This is a genomic window from Amycolatopsis sp. NPDC051106, from assembly GCF_040682775.1.
Taxonomy (GTDB): domain Bacteria; phylum Actinomycetota; class Actinomycetes; order Mycobacteriales; family Pseudonocardiaceae; genus Amycolatopsis.
The window spans coordinates 12,028-32,898 of the sequence record NZ_JBFBBQ010000019.1; the positions used below are offsets into that span (position 1 = coordinate 12,028).

The window sequence follows — 20,871 nt, forward strand, 5'->3', positions numbered from 1 at the left end:
TCCGAAATTGAACTATCAACTTTTCCCGGTAACCGGGACCGGATCGACCATCAGGAGCACCTCGCTGCTCCCCTTGCGGGCATCGCGGCGGTCGAGCCAGCTGAGCAGGGGCGCCGTCATGATCGTGGTGACCAGCGCGACCAGCACCAGTACCGTGAACAGCGCCGGCGAAACGATCCCCGCGGCGAGCCCGACGTTGAGCGCGATCAGCTGCATCAGCCCGCGGGCGTTGACCAGCACCCCGACGCGGGACGCGATCTCCGGCGGCTCCCCCGCCAGCCGGGCCGCGCCCCACGACGCGCCCAGCTTGCCGACGATCGCGACCGCCACGGTCACCAGCGCGAACGCGAGCAGGTTCCGGTCGGCGAGCAGCGCGAACCGGGTGTTCAGGCCGGAATAGGTGAAGAACAGCGGGACGAACACGATCCGCCCGATCGGCATGATCTTCGCGAGCACCGCGTCGGAGGCTTCACCGCGCGGGAACGCGACCCCGACGGTGAACGCGCCGAACACCGCGTACAGGCCGATGGTGTCGGTGAACCAGGCGGCGGCGAACAGGATCATCGCGGTGACGAGCACCCGCTGGTCGACGGTCACGCGGTCGCTGCTCATCACCCGGTTCAGCAGGCGCCGTCCGACGATGAAGACGAGCAGCGCGAACAGCAACCCGCCCCCGAGGGCGAGCGCGATCGGCCCCGCGGACCCGGCGTGCATGCCGAGCACGACGGCCAGCAGCAGCCACGCCAGCACGTCGTCGAGCGCGCCGCAGGCCAGCGCCAGCGACCCGAACTTCGTCGACGCGATCCCGCGTTCGGTGATGATCCGGACCATCATCGGGAACGCCGTGATCGCCACCGCCACCCCGACGAACGCGGCCGACGTCGCCAGCGAGACGCCTTCCTTGCCGATGCCGACCCACGACGTGCCGAGGACCGCGACCGCGATCCCGAGCGCCAGCGGCACCACCGTCCCGGCCGAGGAGATCGCCGCGACCGACTTCTTCGACTTCCTGATGCTGCTCAGGTTGAACTCGTAGCCCGCCCCGAACATGTAGATGACCAGGCCGATCTGGCCGCCGACGTAGAGCAGGGACTTGATGCCGTCCGGGAACACGGCCGCCTGGACGCCGGGCAGCAGGAGCCCGAACAGCGACGGGCCGAGCAGCACCCCGGCGACCATCTCGCCGACCACCGGTGGCTGACCGAGCTTCACGGCGGCCATGCAGACCAGCCGGACCACCACGAGGATGACCACGACGGCGAGGAAGAACAGCGGTGCCGCTTCCGACGGGCTCATGACTTTCCTCCGGCGAAGTAGGTCGAGCAGAGGGCTTGCTTCCGGGCGTCGAGCACCATGTACGTGCCGAAGACGAGCTGGGCGAAACTGCGCCAGACGTCTTCCCAGCGGTCGCGGACCGCGAGCCACACCAGCGGCGCGCGCTTGCGGCGCGCGCCGTGGGGGGTGAGCAGCGCCGGGCCGCGGTTGGGGATGGAACGCGTGTGCCCGGCCGTCGAGGCGAGGCTGAACCGGCGCAGGACTTCGCGCGTCACGACCCGCATGGTCGGCGGGGCCAGGCCGCGGGCCGGGCAGGCGCGGTTCTGCGCGACGCCGAACGGGATGAACTCGTCCTTCGCGGTCTGGGCGGCGAAGCCCGGGTAGCTGAAGCACAGCACGGTGCCCGCCGGGATGGTCAGGTCCGCCAGGTCGATGTCGGCGGTGGAGATCCGGTGCGCGATGCCGAACAGCGGGAACTCGCGCAGGCCGTCGTCGATGACGCGGTCCAGGTAGGCGTCGTCGTCCGGGTGCTCGACGAGGTGCCGCTGGACCTCCGGGCGCTGGGCGACGATCATCAGCAGGTGCGCCATCGCCTCGGACATCTGCACGACGGCGGTGTTGAAGAACGTGCCCTGCAGGTAGTAGGCCTGCTCCTCCGGCGTCAGGGACTGCGGCAGCGGGTGCGGGACGTCGGCGAGGCGCCGCCGCAGGTACTTCGTCAGCCGGGCCCGGCGGCGCATGTTCCGCGGCCGCACGCACTTCAGCGCCGAGACGACGTCGTCGGCGTGCCCCACGATGAGGTCGCGGGCCTCGGGCGGGCACGGCTCGTCGAACACCAGCTCGTAGTACAGCTCCGCCCAGATCGGCATCATCTCGTCGCGGAAGCGGACGAGCCCGGGCCGGACGCCGTCCAGCACGTGGGCGGCGACGCGGCGGGCCAGCTCCTCGGAGTCCTTTTTGGACCGCACCAGGATGTGCCGGGTGCACTTGGCGACCTCGTCGTAGCGTGGCCCGGCTTCGAGGTGCTCCTGGTGCACTTCGGGCCCGGGCGCGAGCCAGTACCAGAACAGGTCGGACAGCGCGGCGCCGCGGCTGCGGCCGTTCGCCGCCGGGTCGGCGTAGACCCGTCGGAAGTCCTCGACGCCGACCTGCTCGCCCGGGATCGTCACCACGTCCTGGCCGTTGACCAGCGAGAAGATCCTCATCCGCAGCGCCACGACCCGGTCGGGCAGCCACGCGGGCGCGGTCACGAGGGCCGCCGTGGCAAGCGCTTTCCCGATCATCGCCGCACCTGGTCCGGGGTCAGGTCGGCCGGGTGCCGGCCGCCGCACATGGCCAGCGCCTGGTCGAAGTCGTCGCGCAGCAGCTCCAGGACCTGCGTGACGCCTTCGCGGCCGCCCGCGGCCAGCCCCCACACGACCGGCCGGCCGACACCGACCGCGTCCGCGCCGAGGGCGAGGGCCTTGACGACGTCGGTGCCGCGGCGGATCCCGCCGTCGAGCAGGACCGGGATCGCCCCGCCCACGGCCGACGCGATCTCGGGGAGGACGTCGATCGTCGCGGGCACGGTGTCGAGCTGGCGGCCGCCGTGGTTGGACACGACGATCCCGGCGACACCGTGGTGCACCGCCAAACGCGCGTCCTCGGCGTGCAGCACGCCCTTGATCAGCACCGGCAGCTTGGTCTTGCCCCGCAGCCACGCGATGTGGTCCCAGTTCAGCCCGGCCGACATGACGATCTCGCGGACATGGCTGGCGTTGCCGCCGCTGCGGTTCTCGCCCAGGTTGCGGAGGTTCTCCACGGCCAGCCCCGGCGGCAGGTCGTGGAAGTCGTTGCGGTCGTCGCGCTCGCGGCGGCCGAGCACCGGCGAGTCGACGGTCACGACGAACGCCTTGACGCCGGCGTTTTCGGCCCGGCGCACGATCGCCTCCGTGAACTCCAGATCCGGCTGCAGGTAGAGCTGGAACCACAAACCCGGGTCCGGCGCGATCTCGCGCGCCGCCGCGGCGATGTCCTCGATCGCCGCGGTGGCGGCCATGCTGACGATCATGATCGTGCCCGCCCGGGCCGCGGCGCGGGCGGTCGCGAGCTCGCCGTCGGCGTGGGCGAGCCGGTGGAACGCCGTGGGCGCGACCAGGATCGGCATCGAGGACGACGTCCCGAGCAGCGTCAGGCTCAGATCGCGCTTGTCGCTGCCGCGCAGCACCCGGGGCAGCAGCTTCAGCCGTTTGTACGCGGCTTCGTTGTCCGCCACGGTCAGTTCGTCCTGCGCGCCGCCCGCGAAGTAGTCGTAGTGCACCGGGTCGAGGCGCTGCCGGGCCGCCGCCTCGAACTCCGCGATCGTGCGCATCACAGCTCCCGGGCGAAGAACGCGGTCAGCGGTTCGACGTGCACCTCTTTGTCCCACTCGTTCTCGAGGTTCTCGGTGACGTGGTGGGTCGCGACGAGCTCGCCACGGCGGTAGTGCCGGACGATCGGGTGCAGGTAGTGGCCTTCGCCGGAGTCGTTGGCCTTGTCCTGCGCGGCGCGCGCGACGAAGTCGAACGGGTCGATCTTGTCGTGGTCGGGGCCGTAGTCGAGGGTGACGACGTAGGCGTCGTCCGGCGGGTCCTGGAGGACGCGGTCCACCGGCACCTCTTCGAGGTAGCGGGCGGTGTCGCCGTCCACGACCAGGACGTCGCCGAGGAAGCCGAACTGCTGGTACAGCGCGGAAGTCCGGTTGATCCGGGTGATCACGGCATCGGTCAGCGCGTCCGGTTTGGCGGGCAGCTCGGTGCTGGGCCACGGGGTGTCGTGGTGGCGCTCGTTCAGCACCTTGGCCAGCGCGCGGACGCCGTAGCGGAAGCCGTGGATGAACGCGCTGGTGGCCTTCTTGAAGTCGCGGACCTGCGTGATCGTGCCGGCGAAGTAGAGGCCGGGCACGTTGACCGACTCCCAGTCCGGCGTCTGCGCCGGGAAGCGGTCGTTGATCGTGAGCTGCGGGCGGCAGTCTTCGTCGAACAGCGACGCGTCGAACCGGAAGCCCGTGCAGCCGATGACGCGGTCGTAGCGGATCTCCTTGATGACCTCGTCGGCGCGGGCGAAGGAGAACTTGACGTGGTAGCCGTCGGCGTCCTTGCGGACCTCGCGGACGTCGCCGTCGAGGATCGCGTGCTGGAGCTTCAGCTGGTACATGTCGAGGATGCCCGCGTTGTAGGCGCGGAGGTGGCCGACGAAGTGGGTGCGCCAGGCCAGTTTCACCGGCCGCGGGCCGCCGACGTGCACGACCGCGGCGGTCTCGATGAGGTTGTCCGCGGTCTCGAAGGCGGAGTTCCCCTTGCCCAGCACCAGGACGCGCTGGTCGGTGAAGCTCGCCGGGTCGACGTCGACGTCCACGTACTGGTCGATCAGCTCGACGCCGGGGAACTGCGGGATGTACGGCTTGGTGACGCCGGAGGCCATGACCAGCCGGTGCGCCTTGAACTCCTCGTCACCCGCGGTGAGGATGAAGACAGCGCTTTCCGGGTCACGGCGGATGCGCGTCACCCGGGTGTCGTAGCGGACGTTCACTTGATGCTTCGCGGCGTAGTCGGCGACGTAGCGGAGGAAGTCCGGCGCGTCCGGGAAGAGCTTCGCGCTGTAGTCGGTGAACAGGACCGGTTCGGCGTCGCCGTCGGCGAGGATCGAGTTCCAGTCCATCCGCATCCGCAGCTCCGGGTCGGCGTACCCGGTGTGCTTCTTGTTGATGGAGATGAGCGTCCGGTGCCGGGGGAACGTCTCGAAGAAGTGGCCGGGCGCGGAACCGGCCTCCAGCACCAGGTACCGGTGCCCGGCGTGGCCGAGGTGCTGGCCCAGCTGCAACCCCGCCGGTCCGGCCCCGACGACCAGATAATCGAGCACTTCCTCCACGACGACCTCCTGAGGCTCGGCACCGACCTTGATCGGCGCCGAGCCTGCTCCGGAGATCTCAGAAAAGGCTCAGAAGCAACTCCGTGCCTACTTGCCGGCGGCGCGGGCCAGGCGTTCGGGGTAACGCTCCCCCGCGACGGCCTCGGCGGGGGCCGCGGCCGCGATGGCCGCCAGGTCCTCCGGCGTCAGCTCCAGCGAAGCCGCCGCCACGTTCTCCTCGAGGTACTTGCGGCGCTTCGTCCCCGGGATCGGGACGACGTCCTCGCCTTGAGCCTGCACCCACGCGAGCGCCAGCTGCCCCGCCGTGACGCCCTTCTCCTCGGCCAGCTTCCGCAGCGCGTCGACGATCGCCATGTTGCGCTCGAAGTTGCCCTCGGCGAACCGCGGCAGGCCGCGGCGCATGTCGTCCTCCGGCAGGTCCGCCATCGACTTCACCGCGCCGGTCAGGAAACCTCGGCCCAGCGGCGAGAACGGCACCACGCCGATGCCGAGCTCCCGGCACGTCGACAGGATTTCGCCTTCGATGCCGCGGGTCCACAGCGACCACTCGCTCTGCAGCGCGGTCACCGGGTGCACCGCGTGCGCGGCACGGATCGTCGCCGCGCTCGCCTCGGAAATCCCGGCGTACCGGATCTTCCCGGCTTCCACCAGCGAAGCCAGCGCGCCCCAGGTCTCCTCGATCGGCGTGTCCGGGTCGACGCGGTGCTGGTAGTACAGGTCGATGTGGTCGACGCCGAGCCGGCGCAGCGACTCGTCGCAGGACTGCTTGACGTACTCCGCGTCGCCGCGGGCCCCCATCGCGCCGTCGGTCCACACGATGCCGAACTTCGTCGCGAGCACGACCTCGTCGCGGCGGCCGGCGATTGCGCGGCCGACCAGTTCCTCGTTGACACCGTTCGCGTAGACGTTCGCGGTGTCGAGCAGCGTGACCCCGAGATCGAGAGCCCGGTGGATCGTCGCGATCGACTCTTCGTCGTTGTCGCGGACGCCGTAGGCCTGGCTCATCCCCATGCAGCCGAGCCCCTGGGCGCCGACCTCCAGGCCGCCGAGCTTCCTGGTCTTCACGCGGAAATCTCCTCCCTGCCCGGTTCCACGCCGAGTACGTTGCGCTCGACCTGGGCGTAGTTCTCGATCTTGTAGTCCAGGATGTCGAGGCACCCCTGCAGCTCGGCGATCCGCTCGGCGACCGACCGGCGCTGCTCCACCAGCAGGGCCTTGCGGCGGCCCGCGCTGGCGACGCCGTGGCGGCGCAGCGACGCGTACTCGCGCATGCTCTTGATGGGCATCCCGGTGGTGCGCAGCTTGGTCAGGAACCCCAGCCAGCCGAGGTCGTCGTCGGAGTAGGCCCGGCGGCCCGCGGTGTCCCGCGCGGGCGGGTCGAGCAGTTTGATGCGCTCGTAGTACCGGAGAGTGTCGATCGACAGTCCGCTACGTCGCGCGGCTTCCGCTATCGAGTAGCTCATGAGCTCGACACTACGACCTGGAGTGCACTCCAGGTCAAATCCTCGTTCCGGCAAACATAACAGCGTTCCGATACGCTGTGTGCATGGCTCGGCCACGCACCCACGACGAAGCGCTCCGGCTGAAACTCCTCGACCGCGCCGGCGAGCTCATCGCCGCCGACGGGCCGAAGGCGCTTTCCCTGCGGAAGCTCGCCGCCGACGCCGGGACGTCGACCACCGCCGTGTACTCCCTCTTCGGCAGCAAACCCGATCTGGTGAACGCGCTCTACACCGAAGGCTTCCGCCGCTTCGGTGCCCGGATGGCCGGCACCGTGCTGACCGGCGACCCCGTCGACGACCTGGTCGCGCTCGGCAGCGCCTACCGTGCCAGCGCGCTGGCCGACCCGAACCTCTACGGGATCATGTTCACCAGGTCGGTGCCCGGGTTCGAGCCCAACGAAGACGCCGAGAAGCTGGCCCGGAAGACCCTGGAACCCCTCGAGGCGATCATCCGCCGGGCCATCGCCGACGGCGTCTTCCTCGACGTCCCGCCCGAGACGGTCGCCGTCGGCTGCTGGGCCTGCGTGCACGGGCTCGTGTCCCTCGAGCTGACCGGCAACCTGCCGGAGGAGTTCGACGTCACGGGCTCGTACGAGACGGCCCTGCGCGCGAACGCCTCCGGCTGGCTGCGGCCTCACAGCAGCCGCAGCGACCCGTCGTAGACGACCTTGCCCTGGGCGTCGCGGGCCTGGACGTGGACCATCGCCTGCGGGTCGAGGTGGATGTTCCGCGGGACCCACGTGGCGACCATGCCATCGATGACCGCGGTCGTGGTGCTCGTCCCGATGCCGAAGTCGATGGTCACCTCGGCCGCCGTCGTGGGCAGCGCCGCGACGAACGGGCGGCGCGCCTTCCCTTGTTCCGCCTCCGACTCGGTCCCGCCCAAGGTGTCCACGATCAGGGTGCGCGCCGGCGGAGTCTGTGGCCCGGTGAAGTCGAGGTAGGCGCGGTACTTCGTCTTCCCCGGCCGGTGGCGGTCGGGCTGAGCCGCGCAGACCACGACCCGGCCGTCGTGGCGGCCGAGCACCACCCGGTAACCGTCGGCCTCGAGCACCGGCCCCGGCGCGTACGCCTCGGCGTCCGGGACCACATCCAGCTCGGCGAGGGCCAGGCATTCGCCCAGCGCCCGGCCGGCCGGTGACGTCCGGTCGGCGGTCACCGGCCGGTCGACGGCCATGACCAGCCACGGCGGCGGCGTGGGCAACACGGTCCCACCCGGCGCCGGCGGGGTTTCGAGGCTGAGCGTCGTCGTCCACAGGGCGGACCGGGTCATCGCGATGAACTGGCCGGTGACCGGGGAAGAGCGGATCGACTGCGACATGTTTTCGCCGTCTTCGGTACGCGAGCCGAGGAACGCGTGCGCCGAACCCGCGTCCACGACTCCGGCGACCACCCCGGTCGGGCTGTGCAGCAGCAGCCCGGTGCGCGTGCCCGGCACGTAGGCGGGCGTGGCTCCCGGGTCCGACAGCGTCACGGTCGTCGCGGTGGTCTCGCAGAACATCGGCTTGCCCGCGGCGGTCGCCGCGACCACGGAGTCCCCCGCCAGGACTTCCGTGAACAGCGGGACCCACTCCTCGCGCGGGGGCACGCGGTCCGTCTTGCCCGCCGCCCGCACGGCCGCCCAGCAGCGGTCGAGCGCGGTCGTCGCCACCTTCGCATCGAGGGTGAGCCGGTTTTCGGGGTCCGGATGCGGCGGCGGGCCGGCGACGGACTGGTGCCGGACCGCCTGCGTCGCGACGACCGCGCCCGCGGCCAGCACGACGACAGTCGCCGCCGCGGCGGCGTACCAGACGCGTGTCGGCCGCCGCTTCGTCATGCCCTGGCGGACCTCGGCGCGCAACCGGTCGCGGACGTCGTCCGGCAGTGCTCGCCGCGGCGGAAGCCCTCGGAGGTCGTCGCTCATTTCTCCTCCAGCAACGTGCGCAGCCGGGCGCGGGCCCGGGACAGGTGGGCGCGGACGGTGACCTCGGCGACGGTCAGCGCCGCGGCCGCGTCGGCGACGCTCAGGTCACCGAGCAGGCACAACTCGACGACGGCCCGCTGCGCCTTCGGCAGCGTCCGCACGGCTTCGACGATCTCGCGCAGCCGTTGCTCGCCGTCGAGCTGCTCGGCCACCGCGTCGGCGTGGTCGGACACCACCGGCGGATCCGGGATCTTGCGGAGCAGCCGCAGCCGCCGTCTCGCGCCGCGGTACTCGTCGCGGGCGGCGTTGCCGGCCACGGTGTAGAGCCACGGCAAGGCGCTGTCCCGGATCAGCGTGACGTCGGCGCGGCGGCGCCAGGCGGTCAGGAAGGTGTTCGACGTGAGGTCCTCGGCGGCCGACCACGAGCCGGTCAGCCGGTAAGCGTGGTTCCAGACGGCTTCGGCGTGCCGCTCGAAGAGCGCGCTGAACGCCGCTTCGTCACCCCCGGAAGCCTTGTCCCAGAGCGCTCGATCACCCTGCGCCCGATCGTCCACCGGCGCCCCCGTCGCATGGCTGGTCACACCCCTCAGTGGCCGGCACCGGCGCGGACGTTGCGCGCAACTTCCGCGAACCGGGCGGCCACTTCCGGTCGTGATCATGGAGCAGGTCCGGACCACGGACAACCTTCGCCTGCGGTTGCCCGCAGCCGTCGCGTGCGTGTCGGCGGCGGTGTTCCTGCTGGCCCGGCCGCACCTCGTCGACGACACGTTCATCACGCTCGCCTACGCGCGCAACCTCGCGTTCCACGGCCACTGGGGACTGCTGGCCGACGCGACGTCGAACTCGGCGACGTCGCCGGCCAACGTCCTCGCCCTGGCGGCGCTGACCTTCGTGGTCCGCGACGCCGTGTTCGCGGCCGGAGTGCTCTACGTGGTGTGCCAGGTCGCGCTCGTCCTGGCCCTGCGCCGGCTCGGCACGGCGTTGCCGCGCTGGTTCCCGTCGCTGGCGTTCGCGGCGCTGACGGTCAACCCGCTGCTGCTTTCGTCGATCGGGCTGGAGGTCGAGCTCGGCGCCGCGGTGCTCGGGTGGGTGACGGTGTTCGCCGTCGAACGACGGCCCCTGGTTTTCGGGTTCAGCGCGGGCGCTCTCGCACTCGTGCGGCTGGACCTGCTGATCTTCGCCGTGGTCTTGGGTTTCTCGCTGCGTTCCGGACGGGCGGTGCTCGGTGCCGCGTTGGTCGCCGTGCCGTGGTTCGTCTTCAGCTGGGTCGTGCTCGGCGCGGCGGTGCCCGACACGTTCGTGATCAAGACGCTGCAGGGCGCGCAACGGGCTTGGGGTGCCTGGACTTTCGCCAACGGCCCGCTCTTCTACGCCCGGACCGACCCGTGCGTGGCGGTGCTGTCCTTCCTCCCGCTCGCGGCCGTCCCCTTCGCCTTCCGGCGGTCGCCCGCGCTCCGGCCGTTCGCGCTCCTCGCCCTGGGCGGCGCGCTCTACCACGGGATGTACGTGCTGCTCACGGTTCCGCCGTACCACTGGTACTACGGCCCGGGGATCACCGCGGCGACCGTGTTCGCCTGCGCCTGGGCGGCTTCGAGCCGGATCGCGACCGGCGCGGTTCTGGCGCTGGTGGCCGCGAGCGTGGTCGCGTACGCGGCGCCCGGACTGCCCCGGGAGTTCGCGCCGTTGACGTCCAACTACGCCTCGACCGCTCGATATGCGGAGATCGGCCGCGACCTCCACGCGCTGGCCGGGTCACGCGTCGTCGGCAGCGCCGGGGAGATCGGCGTGCTGGCCTACACGTGCGAGTGCGCGATCGTCGACGTCTTCGCCGACCGCGGCCTGCTCCCCGCCGCCATCGACGCCCGCGGCGCCGGTGATCGGTGGATCCGCGCGGCGCTGCGGGTCGACTACGCGTTCTTCGACTTCGACGTCCGGCCGCGGCGGCCCGACCTCGTCCTGCGTCGCCTGCCGAGCCCGCCGCCGGACGCCGTCGCGCACTGGACGCTCGACGCGCCGACGCTCGGACGGCAGGAGCTCTACTTGGTGCCGTCGTGAAGGAACTGCGCGTCGGTCAGGTCGAGTTCCTGGTGTTCGCCGCCCTCGAAGTCGGCGCCCTCTTCGAAGACCGTGCGCGAAAACTCGAACCGGCCCCCGGAGCGGATCCGGGTGAAGCGGACGTTACTGGTGAAGTGCGCCCGGGAGAAGAAAGCGCCTTCCTCGAAGACCGACCGGTCGAAGTTCACGATGTCAAGGAACTCCGTGCCGTAGAACCCCACCTGGCGGGTGAAGTGCGTGCCCCGGATGTGGAGCTGACCGACGAACCGCGCGCGGCTGAAGTCGGCGGCGTCCAGGGTGCACCCGCTCAGCCGGAAGTCGACGAGCGTGGCTCGCTGCAGGTCGATCGACATCCCCGGCCAGTAGCCCGCCGCGTCGTGGCTCAGGTGCGTCTTGAGCAGCTCCTGCACGGCCAGCCGGACGAGGAGTTCACCCTCCTCGGGGTCGTGGTCCAGATCGCGTGCCGCAGTGCCCTTGAGCCCGACGACCGGGGCCTTGAACGGCATCCGCAGGTAGGCGCACAGCACGTTCACGATCGTCTGGCGCTGCTTCGGGTTGTCCTGCCCGAGCCGCTCCAGCGCGTAGAGCCCGCCGAACCGCACCGGCGCCTTGTCGCTGCCGAGCTGTTCGACGGCCTTCGTGTAGAGCTCGGTGACCCGGCGCTCCTCGAGGTCGCGTTCGGTCACGCCCGCGACGCGGGTCGTCTCGGCGAGCTGCAGCTCCATCGTGCGCTGGCGGCGCGTCGCCAGCCACAGCGCGCACACGCCGCCCGCACCCGCGCCGATACCGAACGCCGTCTTGACGGCGTCGATGCGCACCGGCGCGTCCGGCGACCCGGACCAGCCCAGCAGCAGCCAGAGCAGCCCGGCCGTGACGACCGCGACCACCCCGGCGGCCGCGGCCACCCACCGCCACTTCAGGAGGGGCAAGGCTTTAGACGGCGCCGTACTGGCGGTCACCCGCGTCGCCGAGGCCCGGGACGATGAAGCCCGAGTCGTTGAGGCGCTCGTCGATGCTGGCGGTGACGACGCGGACGGGCAGGCCGGTCTTTTCCAGGTGGGCCAAGCCTTCCGGCGCGGCCAGGGCGCAGATGGCCGTGACGTCGTCGGCGCCGCGATCGGTGAGCAGCCGGATCGTGTACTCCATCGAGCCGCCGGTGGCGAGCATCGGGTCGAGCACCAGCACCGGCCGGTCGGCGAGCGATTCCGGCAGTGATTCGAGGTACGGCGTCGGCTTCAGCGTCTCCTCGTCGCGCGCGAGGCCGACGAAGCCCATCTGCGCGTCCGGGATCAGCTTGTGCGCCTGGTCGGCCATGCCGAGGCCGGCCCGCAGCACCGGGACGAGCAACGGCGGCTTGGCCAGCTTGTAGCCCTCGGTGCGCGCGACCGGCGTGTGGATCCGCTCGGTCTTGACCGGCACGTCGCGCGTGGCTTCGTAGACCAGCATGACGGTCAGCTCGTGCAGCGCGGCCCGGAACGCGGCGCTGTCCGTGCGCGCGTCGCGCATCGTGGAGAGCCGGGCCTTCGCGAGGGGGTGATCGACGACGTGCACATCCATGCGGGTCAATCTAGCCGTCCCGCGAACCTTTTCACCCAGCCGCGCTGCCAGGGCGTTTCGACGGCACGTTCGTTGTAGTGCTCACGCACCCAGGCGACGGCTTGATCCTCGCGGACGCCGGAGAGGATGGCCAGGCAGGCCATCACCGTGCCGGTCCGGCCGGCGCCGCCGTAGCAGGCGACTTCGACGGTTTCGGTCTTGGCTCGTTCGTGGAGGGCCGTGATCTGCCGGCGTGCTTCGGCGGGCTTGACGGGCAGCAGGAAGTCCGGCCAGGTGACCCATTCGTGCGGCCAGGTGATGCCGCCGCCGTGCTTGCGCCGCAACCGGCTCGTCCCCAGGTACAGCCCGAAGTCCGGCTCGCTTTCGTCCGGCCGCGGCCGACCCAGCCCGCGGCCGCGGACCCGGACGCCGTCCGGGAATTCCACTGTTGTCGACCCCATCGGGTCAGTGTCCTCCGGAAGATGGACACGCAGGGTGGTTTTCGCCGCTAAGCTCCGCCGGGTGAGCGAACTGACGCCCGACCAGATGAGGGCTTCCGACGCGGACCGCGAGCGCGTCGCGCAGGTGCTGCACAACGCCCTTTCGGAAGGGCGGATCACCGTCAACGAGCTGGAAGAGCGGCTCACGACGGTCTACGCGGCGAAAACCGTCGGGGAGCTCAAGCCGGTGACGGCCGACCTCCCGAGTTCTTCCGCCACTCTCGAACCGGCGCCGACGCGGGCCTTGGGCTTCCCGGACCAGCGCATCGGCGGCCACCCGGGTTCCCCGGTGTCGATCGGCGTGCTGTCGGGAGCGGTCCGCAAGGGCAGCTGGGTCCTCCCACCCCAGCACAACAGCTTCGCCTTCTGGGGCGGCGCGGAGATCGACCTGCGCCAGGCCCGGTTCGCCGACCGCAACTGCACGATCACCGCGGTCGCGATCATGGGCGGCATCCAGATCACGGTCCCGGACGACATCAACGTCGACGTGACGGGCATCGGGTTCATGGGCGGGTTCGTGCTGGAGGACAAGTCCGGGGCTCCGCCGGCCCCGGCGACAGCTCCGACGGTGAAGATCAACGGGTTGGCTTTCTGGGGCGGGGTGGTCGTGTACCGAAAACCGGCGAAGCGGTCGGAACCGCCGCAGATCGAGGGGGACTGACGCTAGCGTGGCACCATGCGATCTCTTGCTCGGATCATCACGGCCGGCTTCTTCGTCTCGGCGGCCGTCCTGACGCTCGTGCCCGTGTCCTCCGCGGCCCAACCCGGCTGGTGCTCGGACAGCGACGGGCCCTGCACCGTGTCCGCGCCGGCTGCCGCTGCCCCCGACGGCTGGTGTGTGCTTCCCGGGTCGGACATCTGCCGTCGATATTGACCCTCGCCACCTGGGGCGTAACACAGGGTGACCCGCCTCCGGACGCCGCGCGCTGTCGGGACCGCACTGTCGGACCCGCCGCCTAGACTCAGCCCCATGACAGCCACGACCAGCACGTCAGCGGCGCCGGCCACCCCGGCACCGCTGGTGGACGCGACTCGCGACGACGCGAGCCTGCGCCGCTTCCTGCTCGGGCTGCCCGGTGTCGACCAGGTCGGCGTCGAGCAGCGCGCGGCGGGCCTCGGCACGCGCAGCATCAAGAAGGACGCCAAGCGGTGGGCCATCGACACCGCCATCTCCATGGTCGATCTGACCACCCTGGAGGGCGCCGACACCCGCGGCAAGGTCCGGGCGCTCGCCGCGAAGGCCGTCCGTCCCGACCCGGAACGCCAGGACACCCCGCGCGTCGCCGCCGTCTGCGTGTACCCGGACATGGTCGCCACCGCCGTCGAAGCGCTCAAGGGCAGCGGCGTGCACGTCGCCAGCGTCGCGACCGGCTTCCCCGCCGGGCGCACGAGCCGCGAGATCAAGCTGGCCGACACCAAGATCGCCGTCGACGCCGGCGCGCACGAGGTCGACATGGTGATCGACCGCGGCGCGTTCCTCGAGGGCCGCTACATGGACGTCTTCGAGGAGATCCAGGCCATCAAGGCCGCCTGCGGCGACGCCCACCTGAAGGTCATCCTCGAGACCGGCGAGCTGGCGACCTACGACAATGTGCGGCGCGCGTCGTGGCTGGCGCTGCTGGCCGGCGGGGACTTCATCAAGACGTCCACCGGCAAGGTCTCCCCCGCCGCGACGCTGCCGGTCACCCACATCATGCTGCAGGCCGTCCACGACTGGCACGTCCAAACCGGCGAGCTCCGCGGCGTCAAGCCGGCCGGCGGCATCCGGACGACGAAGGACGCGATCAAGTACCTGGTCGCGGTGCACGAGGTCGCCGGCGAGCAGTGGCTGGTCCCGGACCTCTTCCGCTTCGGCGCGTCCAGCCTGCTCAACGACCTGCTGCTGCAGCGCCGCACCCAGGTGGACGGCCACTACAGCGGCCCCGACTACGTGACGGTGGACTGATGCCTGTTTTCGAGTACGCACCGGCGCCGGAGTCGCGCGCCATCGCGAACCTGAAGGACTCCTACAAGCCGTTCATCAACGGCGAATTCGTCGACGGCTCGGGTGAGCCGCTCAAGACGATCAACCCGGCCACCGAAGAGGTCCTGGCCGAGGTCGGCACCGCGTCGAAGTCCGATGTGGACACCGCGGTCAAGGCCGCGCGCAAGGCTTACGACTCGGTCTGGTCGAAGATGCCGGGCACCGAGCGCGCCAAGTACCTCTTCCGCATCGCGCGGCTGATCCAGGAACGCTCGCGCGAGCTGGCGGTGCTGGAGAGCCTGGACAACGGCAAGCCGATCAAGGAGTCGCGCGACTCCGACGTCCCGACGGCGGCGGCGCACTTCTTCTACCACGCGGGCTGGGCCGACAAGCTGGAGTACGCGGGGTACGGCCCGAACCCGCGGCCGCTGGGCGTCGCGGGCCAGATCATCCCCTGGAACTTCCCGCTGCTGATGCTGGCCTGGAAGATCGCGCCGGCGCTGGCCACCGGCAACACCGTCGTGCTGAAGCCGGCCGAGACGACGCCGCTGACCGCGCTGGTGTTCGCCGACATCTGCCGGCAGGCGGAGCTGCCGCCGGGCGTGGTGAACATCCTCCCGGGCGCCGGCGACATCGGCGCGTCCATTGTGGACCACGCCGGGATCGACAAGATCGCCTTCACCGGCTCGACCGAGGTCGGCAAGGCGATCCAGCGCCAGGTCGCGGGCACGCCGAAGAAGCTGACGCTGGAGCTGGGCGGCAAGGCCGCGAACATCGTGTTCGAGGACGCGCCGCTCGACCAGGCCGTCGAAGGCATCGTCAACGGCATCTTCTTCAACCAGGGCCACGTCTGCTGCGCGGGCTCGCGGCTGCTGGTGCAGGAGTCCATCGCCGAAGAGGTGCTGGAGAAGCTCCGCTACCGCGTCTCGACGCTGCGCGTCGGCGACCCGCTCGACAAGAACACCGACGTCGGCGCGATCAACTCGGCCGAGCAGCTGGCGAAGATCCGCGGGCTCGTCGAGTCCGGGGACGCCGAGGGCGCGCAGCGCTGGACCAGCCCGTGCCCGATGCCGGACCGCGGGTTCTTCTTCGCCCCGACGGTGTTCGCGAACGTCCACCAGTCGATGCGGATCGCGCGCGAGGAGATCTTCGGCCCGGTGCTGTCGGTGCTGACGTTCCGCACGCCGGACGAGGCCGTCGCGAAGGCCAACAACACGCCGTACGGGCTTTCGGCCGGCATCTGGACCGAAAAGGGCTCCCGGATCCTGTGGATGGCGAACCAGCTGCGCGCGGGCGTGGTCTGGGCCAACACCTTCAACCGCTTCGACCCCACCGCCCCCTTCGGCGGCTACCAGGAATCCGGCTTCGGGCGCGAAGGCGGCCGCACCGGGCTGGAGGCGTACCTGAATGTCTGACCGGATTTCCGTCGCGAAGACGTACAAGCTCTACATCGGCGGCAAGTTCCCGCGTTCGGAGTCCGGCCGGGTGTACCCGGTGACGGACGCGAAGGGCAAGTTCCTGGCGAACGCGGCGCACGCGTCCCGCAAGGACGTCCGCGACGCGGTGGTGGCGGCCCGCAAGGCGTTCCCGGGCTGGTCGGCGGCGACGGCGTACAACCGCGGCCAGGTGCTCTACCGGGTGGCCGAGGTGCTGGAAGGTCGTCGCGACCAGTTCATCGCGGAGGTTTCGGCGTCCGAGGGCCTGGCGGCGAAGAAGGCCGAGTCCCTTGTGGACGCCGCGATCGACCGCTGGGTCTGGTACGCGGGCTGGACGGACAAGATCGCCTCCGTCCTCGGGTCGGCCAACCCGGTCGCGGGGCCGTACTTCTCGTTCACGATGCCGGAGCCGACCGGCGTGGTGGGCGTCCTGGCACCACAGGGGTCGTCGTTGCTGGGCCTGGTCGAGGTCCTGGCCCCGGTCCTGGCCACGGGCTCGACGGCGGTGGTGGTGTCGAGCGCGGAGAGGCCCCTCCCGGCGATCACGCTGTCGGAGGTCCTGGCGACGTCGGACGTCCCGGGCGGAGTGGCGAACATCCTGACGGGGCGGGCAGCGGAGCTGGGTCCGTGGCTGGCATCCCACGGAGACGTCAACGCGCTGGACCCGACTGGCGCTGCGCTGGACGACCGCCCGGGCTTGGCCCGCGAAGCGGCGAACACGGTGAAGCGGGTGCTGACGGTCCCGGCGGCGGAGCCGGACTGGACAGCGGCGCCGGACCTGACCCGGGTGCGGCGTTACCTGGAGGCGAAGACGGTCTGGCACCCGCTGGGCGTCTGAAAGCAGTAACCAAGACAGCCACTGGGCATAGTGGTAACCTCCCGGTCACGCAGCGACACGGGAGGGACGCTGGTGGCCGATCAACCGCGTTGGGGTTTCGAGGAGTACAAGGACTGGGACGACGAACCGGCGGCGCCGGCCCCCGAGGCGCCGCCGGAGGACGAGCCGACGCTGAACGGAACCGATCCGGACGGCGTCGTCGAGGTCCTCGTCACGGCGAACGCGGAGATCGCCGCAGTCCGGCTCTCCCGTGACTGGCGCAGAGCCCTCGATCCCCGCGCTCTCGATGGCGCCGTGCTGGCCGCGGCGAACACGGCGACCATGCGAGCGCTCGCGAAGAGCGTGGAAGAAAACCCGATCGAGCCGTCCGGCGACGCCGAAGGCACTCGACCCGCGGAAACCGGCCGGCTCAGCACCGCCGACGTGCAACGGCTCCTCGACAGCGTCCACCAGGAGCTCGCGGGATTCACCCGGAAGCTGGCATCCGTGGTCGACCGCCCGGCTGAAGTGGAAAGCTCCGGCCGTCACGTGCGAGGAACGGCCGAGCGTGGCCACTTCACGACCCTGACCATCGACCCCTTGTGGGCAGGGCAGGTACGGCACACGGAGATCGAAAGCGAACTGACCGAGGTGCTGCGCGAACTCCATTCCGCCAGCACGCCCGGCGAGCTGGCGGCGGGTCCGCAGGGCCCCGCGGTCGCGGAACTCATGGACCTCGCCCGCGATCCGGAGCTGCTCATGCGCCGGCTGGGCATGCCGAGCAGCTGAGCGCCGACCACCAGGGGAGACACCGGAAATGGATCTGAAGACGGCCGTCGACGCCTTGCGCTCGGACGCCAGGACCTGGGACGGCGCCGGCCAGGCCCTCGACGGGCCCAAACAGGCGATCGGCGGTCTGGGCCTCACCCCCAGCGATGTGATGATGTACGGAGTCGACAAGGGGATCGACAAGACCTACGCCTCCGCCCAGAACGCGTTGCTGAACATGCTCGGCCAAGCCGCCGAGAACTTCCACAACCTCGCCGGGGCACTGCGCCACGCGGCTGACCTGTACGACGAGACAGAAGCCGCCCACCAGCAGCGCATCCAGCGCGCGTCCGGTCACTGATCGAGCAAGGGGCACGAGAAGCGTGACGAGTACCGCGATCCAGCAGAGCACCGGCACGTTCCACGAGCTGGAACAGAAGATCCTGGAGTTCATCAACAAGGTCAACGACACGCTGGACTGGGTTCCCGGCTTCTTGTCCGACCTGATCCAGCCGATCAAAGACGGCATGGCCTTTCTACAGCAGAAGGCCAAGGAGTTCTGGGACCGGGTGAACCAGCTGATCGACCAGCCGGGTAACCCGGACCGGCTCCACCAGGTCGGGGCCGACTGGGTGGCGAAGGTCGGCAACGTGGTCGGCGACATCTCCGGTGACATCGCGCTGGACAAGCTCCAGGCCAACCTGGACTGGCAAGGGCGTGGCGCCGAGGCGTACAAAGCCACGGTGCCCGCTCAGGTCGGCGGGCTCAACTCCGTCAAGGACCTGGCCAACCAGCTGAGGAGTTCGCTGGACAACCTCGCCAACGGCATCGACACGTTCTGGGTGGCCATGGGCGTCGCCGGTGGCGTCTTCGTGGCCGGCGCGATCGGCGCGATCGCGGCCGCGTGCACCGTGGTGGGCATCCCCGCCGCCATCGCCGCGATCGCCACGGCTGCCGGCGTCGCCATCGGCCTGGTCACCACGGCCATCGTCTCGGTGATGTCGCTGATGAACACCATCTCGACCGAGCAGAATACCATCGCGCAGAAGGTGCACGACCTCGGTGACCAGTGGGCGAAGTCGAATGTCGGGGCCATGCAGGAAAAGTCCGACTGGCACGTGATGCAGTGACCGCCTTCGAGCCGGCCAGGCGAAGCACGGCAACGGTCCCCGTCACGGGCTGGGTGGCCGTGGTCTCGGCGCTGGTCAGCTGGGTCGCGTTGATCTGGCTGGGCGTAACCGCACCGACGCATACGCATCCGCTGGCCTACTTCGGCCTGATCTTCCTCGGCGCGGGCGGCTTCGCCCTGCTCATCGCGGGGTCGAGCGACTTGACGGCACGCTCGCGCTCGGTCGCCGGACGGCTGACGACGTCGTTCGTGACCGGCGTTCGCAACCTCGTCCTGGCGATGTGGTGCTGCACGCTCGTGACGGACTTCCTGGGCTGCCTGATCATCCTGGGCACCGGCGGTCGCGGGGGCACCGCTCCGGTCACCGCGGGCATGGTGGTCGCGGTGTTCGTGATCACCGTGGTCACTGCCGTCGTCGGCGGCGTGACGTCCTTCTCCGTCCGACGGGCCTACCGTCTCGGCTGAGTGCGCGCTAGCTCATCGTCACCGAGAAGTCCGTCAGCGTGAACCTCGCCTTGCCCCCACCCGTCGAGCAGAACTCGATCCCGTAGCCGATCTGGTTCACCGTCGGGTTGGGCGGGATGAACCCCTTGCCGATCGCGAACGCGATCATCGCCTTCAGATCCAGGCTTCCCGAGTACTGCGTCGACCGCGAAACGAACGCCACGTACCCGTCGTCGTCCGCCCACACGTCGTACGTGGAGCCGTCCGCCGTGTACGTCGTCAGCTTGTCGCCGGACGGCTGCTGCTTGAGGTTCTCCGTCCACACCATCAGCTCGCTGACGCCGGCTCCGTCGCCCACTCCGTTCAGCCACAGGTCGTACGCCACGTCGTAGATGCCCACGCCCGGGCCGCGGCCGGCGAACGTCGTCTTGATCACCGAATAGTCGTTGAACGGTTTTCCGTTCTGGTCATTGATGTCCTTGTGCACATTCGGATAGGTTTTCACCGACGTCGAATCGGGTTGGGTGGATTCGACGTACCAGTTGTCGTAGGCGCACGCGCGCAGCGTTTCCGGGCCCGCCTCGTCCGCGTTCCACATGTTGTTGTGGACGTAGTAGCCGCCGTCCGACCAGCCGCCGTCGGGGTCGGTCGTCGTGAACTCCGGGCTGCGGCAGCCGCGCACCGGTGTCGTCGACGGAGGCGTCGGAGTCGGTACCACCGCAGGAGAAGACGTCGCCGGCGAGACCGAAGTCGCCGGCGAGAGGGACGTACTCGGCGACGTCGTCGAGGGGGCCGCCGGGGCCGGGGCCGCGGCGCCGCCGACCGGGCCGTCACCGCAGCCGGCGACCACCAGGAAGGGAATCGTCAACACCACGGCCAGCATTCTTCGTCGCATTTTCCCGCCCGCAACCCGAATTCGGCAGAACGAGGCGGAACCCTAACACGGAAAACCGGGAAATCAGCCGTGGTCGTCCGCCGGATCCAGGTCGTCCGAAGTGATCGGGCGGCCCGGCAGCTCGGTGCCCGGGCGCGCGCTGAGCCCGTCGATCATGATCCCGACACAACGGCGTGCCGCCATCTCGGCCACCTCCGGAGCCTTCGCCCGCACCTGCCGCAGCAGGGTCGCGAAGAGGATGGCGATGTCGCCGGCGCCGACGTCCGGGCGCAGTTTGCCCTCGGCCTGGGCACCGCGGACGAAGTCTTCCACCACCGCCAGGATCTCGTCGCGCAGGCGCCGGACCTCCGGGTCGCCCTTGAGGATCACCAGCGCCCGGTGCGACACCATCGCCAGCTGGATGCTCAGCTGCAGCTCCACCGACTGCCGCAGCAGCCGCTCCAGCGCGCGCCACGGCGACGTCTCCTCGGCGGCGATCGTGCGGGCGTCGATCAGCACCCGCTCGAAGTTGTCCATCGCGACCGCGCGGACCAGCGCGTCCCGGTCCGGGAACCGGCGGTACAGCGTGCCGACGCCGACGCCGGCCGCGCGGGCGATCTCCTCCATCGGCACCTCGGGACCGGAAACGGCGAAGATGGTCTTCGCGGCGGCCAGGATCTGGTCGCGGTTGCGCCGCGCGTCCGCCCGCAGGGTGGTCTCGGGGTCTGCCGTCATGCCGTTCGCCTCTCGCTGGATCGCGCGGGGTGATTCTCGCATGGTC

At 70.4% G+C, this 20,871-nt stretch carries 23 protein-coding genes; 10 read left to right on the forward strand and 13 right to left on the reverse strand.

The genetic code is table 11. The annotated features are described in order from the left end of the window. Window positions 1-15 precede the first annotated feature (15 nt). From AB0M83_RS17015 to AB0M83_RS17040, 6 genes are all read right to left on the reverse strand, one after another. Window positions 16-1,296: a cation:proton antiporter gene (locus AB0M83_RS17015; protein WP_364517940.1), complete on the reverse strand. Its 1,281-nt coding sequence runs from the start codon at window positions 1,294-1,296 to the stop codon at window positions 16-18. After that, window positions 1,293-2,558, reverse strand: coding sequence for a cytochrome P450 (locus tag AB0M83_RS17020; RefSeq protein WP_364517942.1), 1,266 nt, complete (start codon window positions 2,556-2,558; stop codon window positions 1,293-1,295). Before AB0M83_RS17020 ends, AB0M83_RS17015 begins: the two co-directional genes overlap by 4 nt. Then, window positions 2,555-3,625, reverse strand: coding sequence for an alpha-hydroxy acid oxidase (locus AB0M83_RS17025; RefSeq protein ID WP_364517944.1), 1,071 nt, complete (start codon window positions 3,623-3,625; stop codon window positions 2,555-2,557). Before AB0M83_RS17025 ends, AB0M83_RS17020 begins: the two co-directional genes overlap by 4 nt. Beyond that, the gene (locus tag AB0M83_RS17030) at window positions 3,625-5,163 is read right to left on the reverse strand and encodes an NAD(P)-binding domain-containing protein (protein WP_364517946.1); all 1,539 of its coding nucleotides are present in this window, start codon (window positions 5,161-5,163) and stop codon (window positions 3,625-3,627) included. The genes AB0M83_RS17025 and AB0M83_RS17030 overlap by 1 nt, the downstream gene beginning before the upstream one ends. Window positions 5,164-5,250: 87 nt before the next feature. Then, window positions 5,251-6,174 (reverse strand): aldo/keto reductase, encoded by a 924-nt coding sequence (locus tag AB0M83_RS17035; RefSeq protein ID WP_364518142.1) that lies wholly within the window; start codon window positions 6,172-6,174, stop codon window positions 5,251-5,253. Between the two features lie 50 nt (window positions 6,175-6,224). Then, window positions 6,225-6,626: a MerR family transcriptional regulator gene (locus AB0M83_RS17040; protein ID WP_364517948.1), complete on the reverse strand. Its 402-nt coding sequence runs from the start codon at window positions 6,624-6,626 to the stop codon at window positions 6,225-6,227. Window positions 6,627-6,709: 83 nt separating this feature from the next. On the opposite strand from AB0M83_RS17040, the gene AB0M83_RS17045 reads away from it, so the two are divergent. Further along, the gene (locus tag AB0M83_RS17045; protein ID WP_364517950.1) at window positions 6,710-7,327 is read left to right on the forward strand and encodes a TetR/AcrR family transcriptional regulator; all 618 of its coding nucleotides are present in this window, start codon (window positions 6,710-6,712) and stop codon (window positions 7,325-7,327) included. Here AB0M83_RS17045 and AB0M83_RS17050 read toward each other — a convergent pair. Beyond that, the gene (locus tag AB0M83_RS17050; RefSeq protein WP_364517952.1) at window positions 7,300-8,568 is read right to left on the reverse strand and encodes a hypothetical protein; all 1,269 of its coding nucleotides are present in this window, start codon (window positions 8,566-8,568) and stop codon (window positions 7,300-7,302) included. The two genes, AB0M83_RS17045 and AB0M83_RS17050, sit on opposite strands and share 28 nt — an antisense overlap. After that, complete coding sequence (locus AB0M83_RS17055; RefSeq protein WP_364517954.1) at window positions 8,565-9,122, reverse strand: RNA polymerase sigma factor; 558 nt, start codon at window positions 9,120-9,122, stop codon at window positions 8,565-8,567. The genes AB0M83_RS17050 and AB0M83_RS17055 overlap by 4 nt, the downstream gene beginning before the upstream one ends. Window positions 9,123-9,225: 103 nt before the next feature. On the opposite strand from AB0M83_RS17055, the gene AB0M83_RS17060 reads away from it, so the two are divergent. After that, window positions 9,226-10,623, forward strand: a complete 1,398-nt coding sequence (locus AB0M83_RS17060) for a hypothetical protein (protein WP_364517956.1) — start codon at window positions 9,226-9,228, stop codon at window positions 10,621-10,623. Here the strand turns inward: AB0M83_RS17060 and AB0M83_RS17065 are convergent. Genes AB0M83_RS17065 through AB0M83_RS17075 form a run of 3 tightly spaced genes read right to left on the reverse strand, consistent with a single transcriptional unit; the run spans window position 10,605 to window position 12,620 of the window. Beyond that, entirely contained in the window at window positions 10,605-11,552 is a 948-nt protein-coding gene (locus AB0M83_RS17065) for a pentapeptide repeat-containing protein (protein WP_364517958.1), read from the reverse strand. The two genes, AB0M83_RS17060 and AB0M83_RS17065, sit on opposite strands and share 19 nt — an antisense overlap. A 4-nt stretch (window positions 11,553-11,556) precedes the next feature. Further along, window positions 11,557-12,180, reverse strand: coding sequence for a uracil phosphoribosyltransferase (upp, locus tag AB0M83_RS17070; RefSeq protein WP_285482509.1), 624 nt, complete (start codon window positions 12,178-12,180; stop codon window positions 11,557-11,559). A 5-nt stretch (window positions 12,181-12,185) separates the two neighbouring features. Then, a complete protein-coding gene (locus tag AB0M83_RS17075) occupies window positions 12,186-12,620 on the reverse strand; it encodes a protein-tyrosine phosphatase family protein (protein ID WP_364517960.1) in 435 nt (144 codons plus the stop codon). 85 nt (window positions 12,621-12,705) lie between these two features. On the opposite strand from AB0M83_RS17075, the gene AB0M83_RS17080 reads away from it, so the two are divergent. From AB0M83_RS17080 to AB0M83_RS17115, 8 genes are all read left to right on the forward strand, one after another. Beyond that, window positions 12,706-13,320 (forward strand): DUF1707 domain-containing protein, encoded by a 615-nt coding sequence (locus AB0M83_RS17080; RefSeq protein ID WP_364518144.1) that lies wholly within the window; start codon window positions 12,706-12,708, stop codon window positions 13,318-13,320. Window positions 13,321-13,629: 309 nt separating this feature from the next. Next, window positions 13,630-14,604: a deoxyribose-phosphate aldolase gene (deoC, locus tag AB0M83_RS17085; protein WP_364517962.1), complete on the forward strand. Its 975-nt coding sequence runs from the start codon at window positions 13,630-13,632 to the stop codon at window positions 14,602-14,604. Continuing rightward, a complete protein-coding gene (locus AB0M83_RS17090; protein WP_364517964.1) occupies window positions 14,604-16,037 on the forward strand; it encodes an aldehyde dehydrogenase family protein in 1,434 nt (477 codons plus the stop codon). The genes deoC and AB0M83_RS17090 overlap by 1 nt, the downstream gene beginning before the upstream one ends. Next, window positions 16,030-16,896, forward strand: coding sequence for an aldehyde dehydrogenase family protein (locus AB0M83_RS17095; protein ID WP_364517966.1), 867 nt, complete (start codon window positions 16,030-16,032; stop codon window positions 16,894-16,896). The genes AB0M83_RS17090 and AB0M83_RS17095 overlap by 8 nt, the downstream gene beginning before the upstream one ends. 72 nt (window positions 16,897-16,968) lie before the next feature. Next, entirely contained in the window at window positions 16,969-17,664 is a 696-nt protein-coding gene (locus AB0M83_RS17100; RefSeq protein ID WP_364517968.1) for a YbaB/EbfC family nucleoid-associated protein, read from the forward strand. 28 nt (window positions 17,665-17,692) lie between these two features. Further along, complete coding sequence (locus AB0M83_RS17105) at window positions 17,693-18,004, forward strand: hypothetical protein (protein WP_364517970.1); 312 nt, start codon at window positions 17,693-17,695, stop codon at window positions 18,002-18,004. Between the two features lie 22 nt (window positions 18,005-18,026). Beyond that, window positions 18,027-18,773 (forward strand): hypothetical protein, encoded by a 747-nt coding sequence (locus AB0M83_RS17110; RefSeq protein WP_364517972.1) that lies wholly within the window; start codon window positions 18,027-18,029, stop codon window positions 18,771-18,773. Then, window positions 18,770-19,237 (forward strand): hypothetical protein, encoded by a 468-nt coding sequence (locus AB0M83_RS17115; protein ID WP_364517974.1) that lies wholly within the window; start codon window positions 18,770-18,772, stop codon window positions 19,235-19,237. The genes AB0M83_RS17110 and AB0M83_RS17115 overlap by 4 nt, the downstream gene beginning before the upstream one ends. 7 nt (window positions 19,238-19,244) lie before the next feature. Here the strand turns inward: AB0M83_RS17115 and AB0M83_RS17120 are convergent, their stop codons facing one another. Continuing rightward, window positions 19,245-20,099, reverse strand: coding sequence for a hypothetical protein (locus AB0M83_RS17120; RefSeq protein ID WP_364518146.1), 855 nt, complete (start codon window positions 20,097-20,099; stop codon window positions 19,245-19,247). A gap of 75 nt (window positions 20,100-20,174) precedes the next feature. Continuing rightward, window positions 20,175-20,825 (reverse strand): helix-turn-helix domain-containing protein, encoded by a 651-nt coding sequence (locus AB0M83_RS17125; protein WP_364517976.1) that lies wholly within the window; start codon window positions 20,823-20,825, stop codon window positions 20,175-20,177. Window positions 20,826-20,871 lie beyond the last annotated feature (46 nt).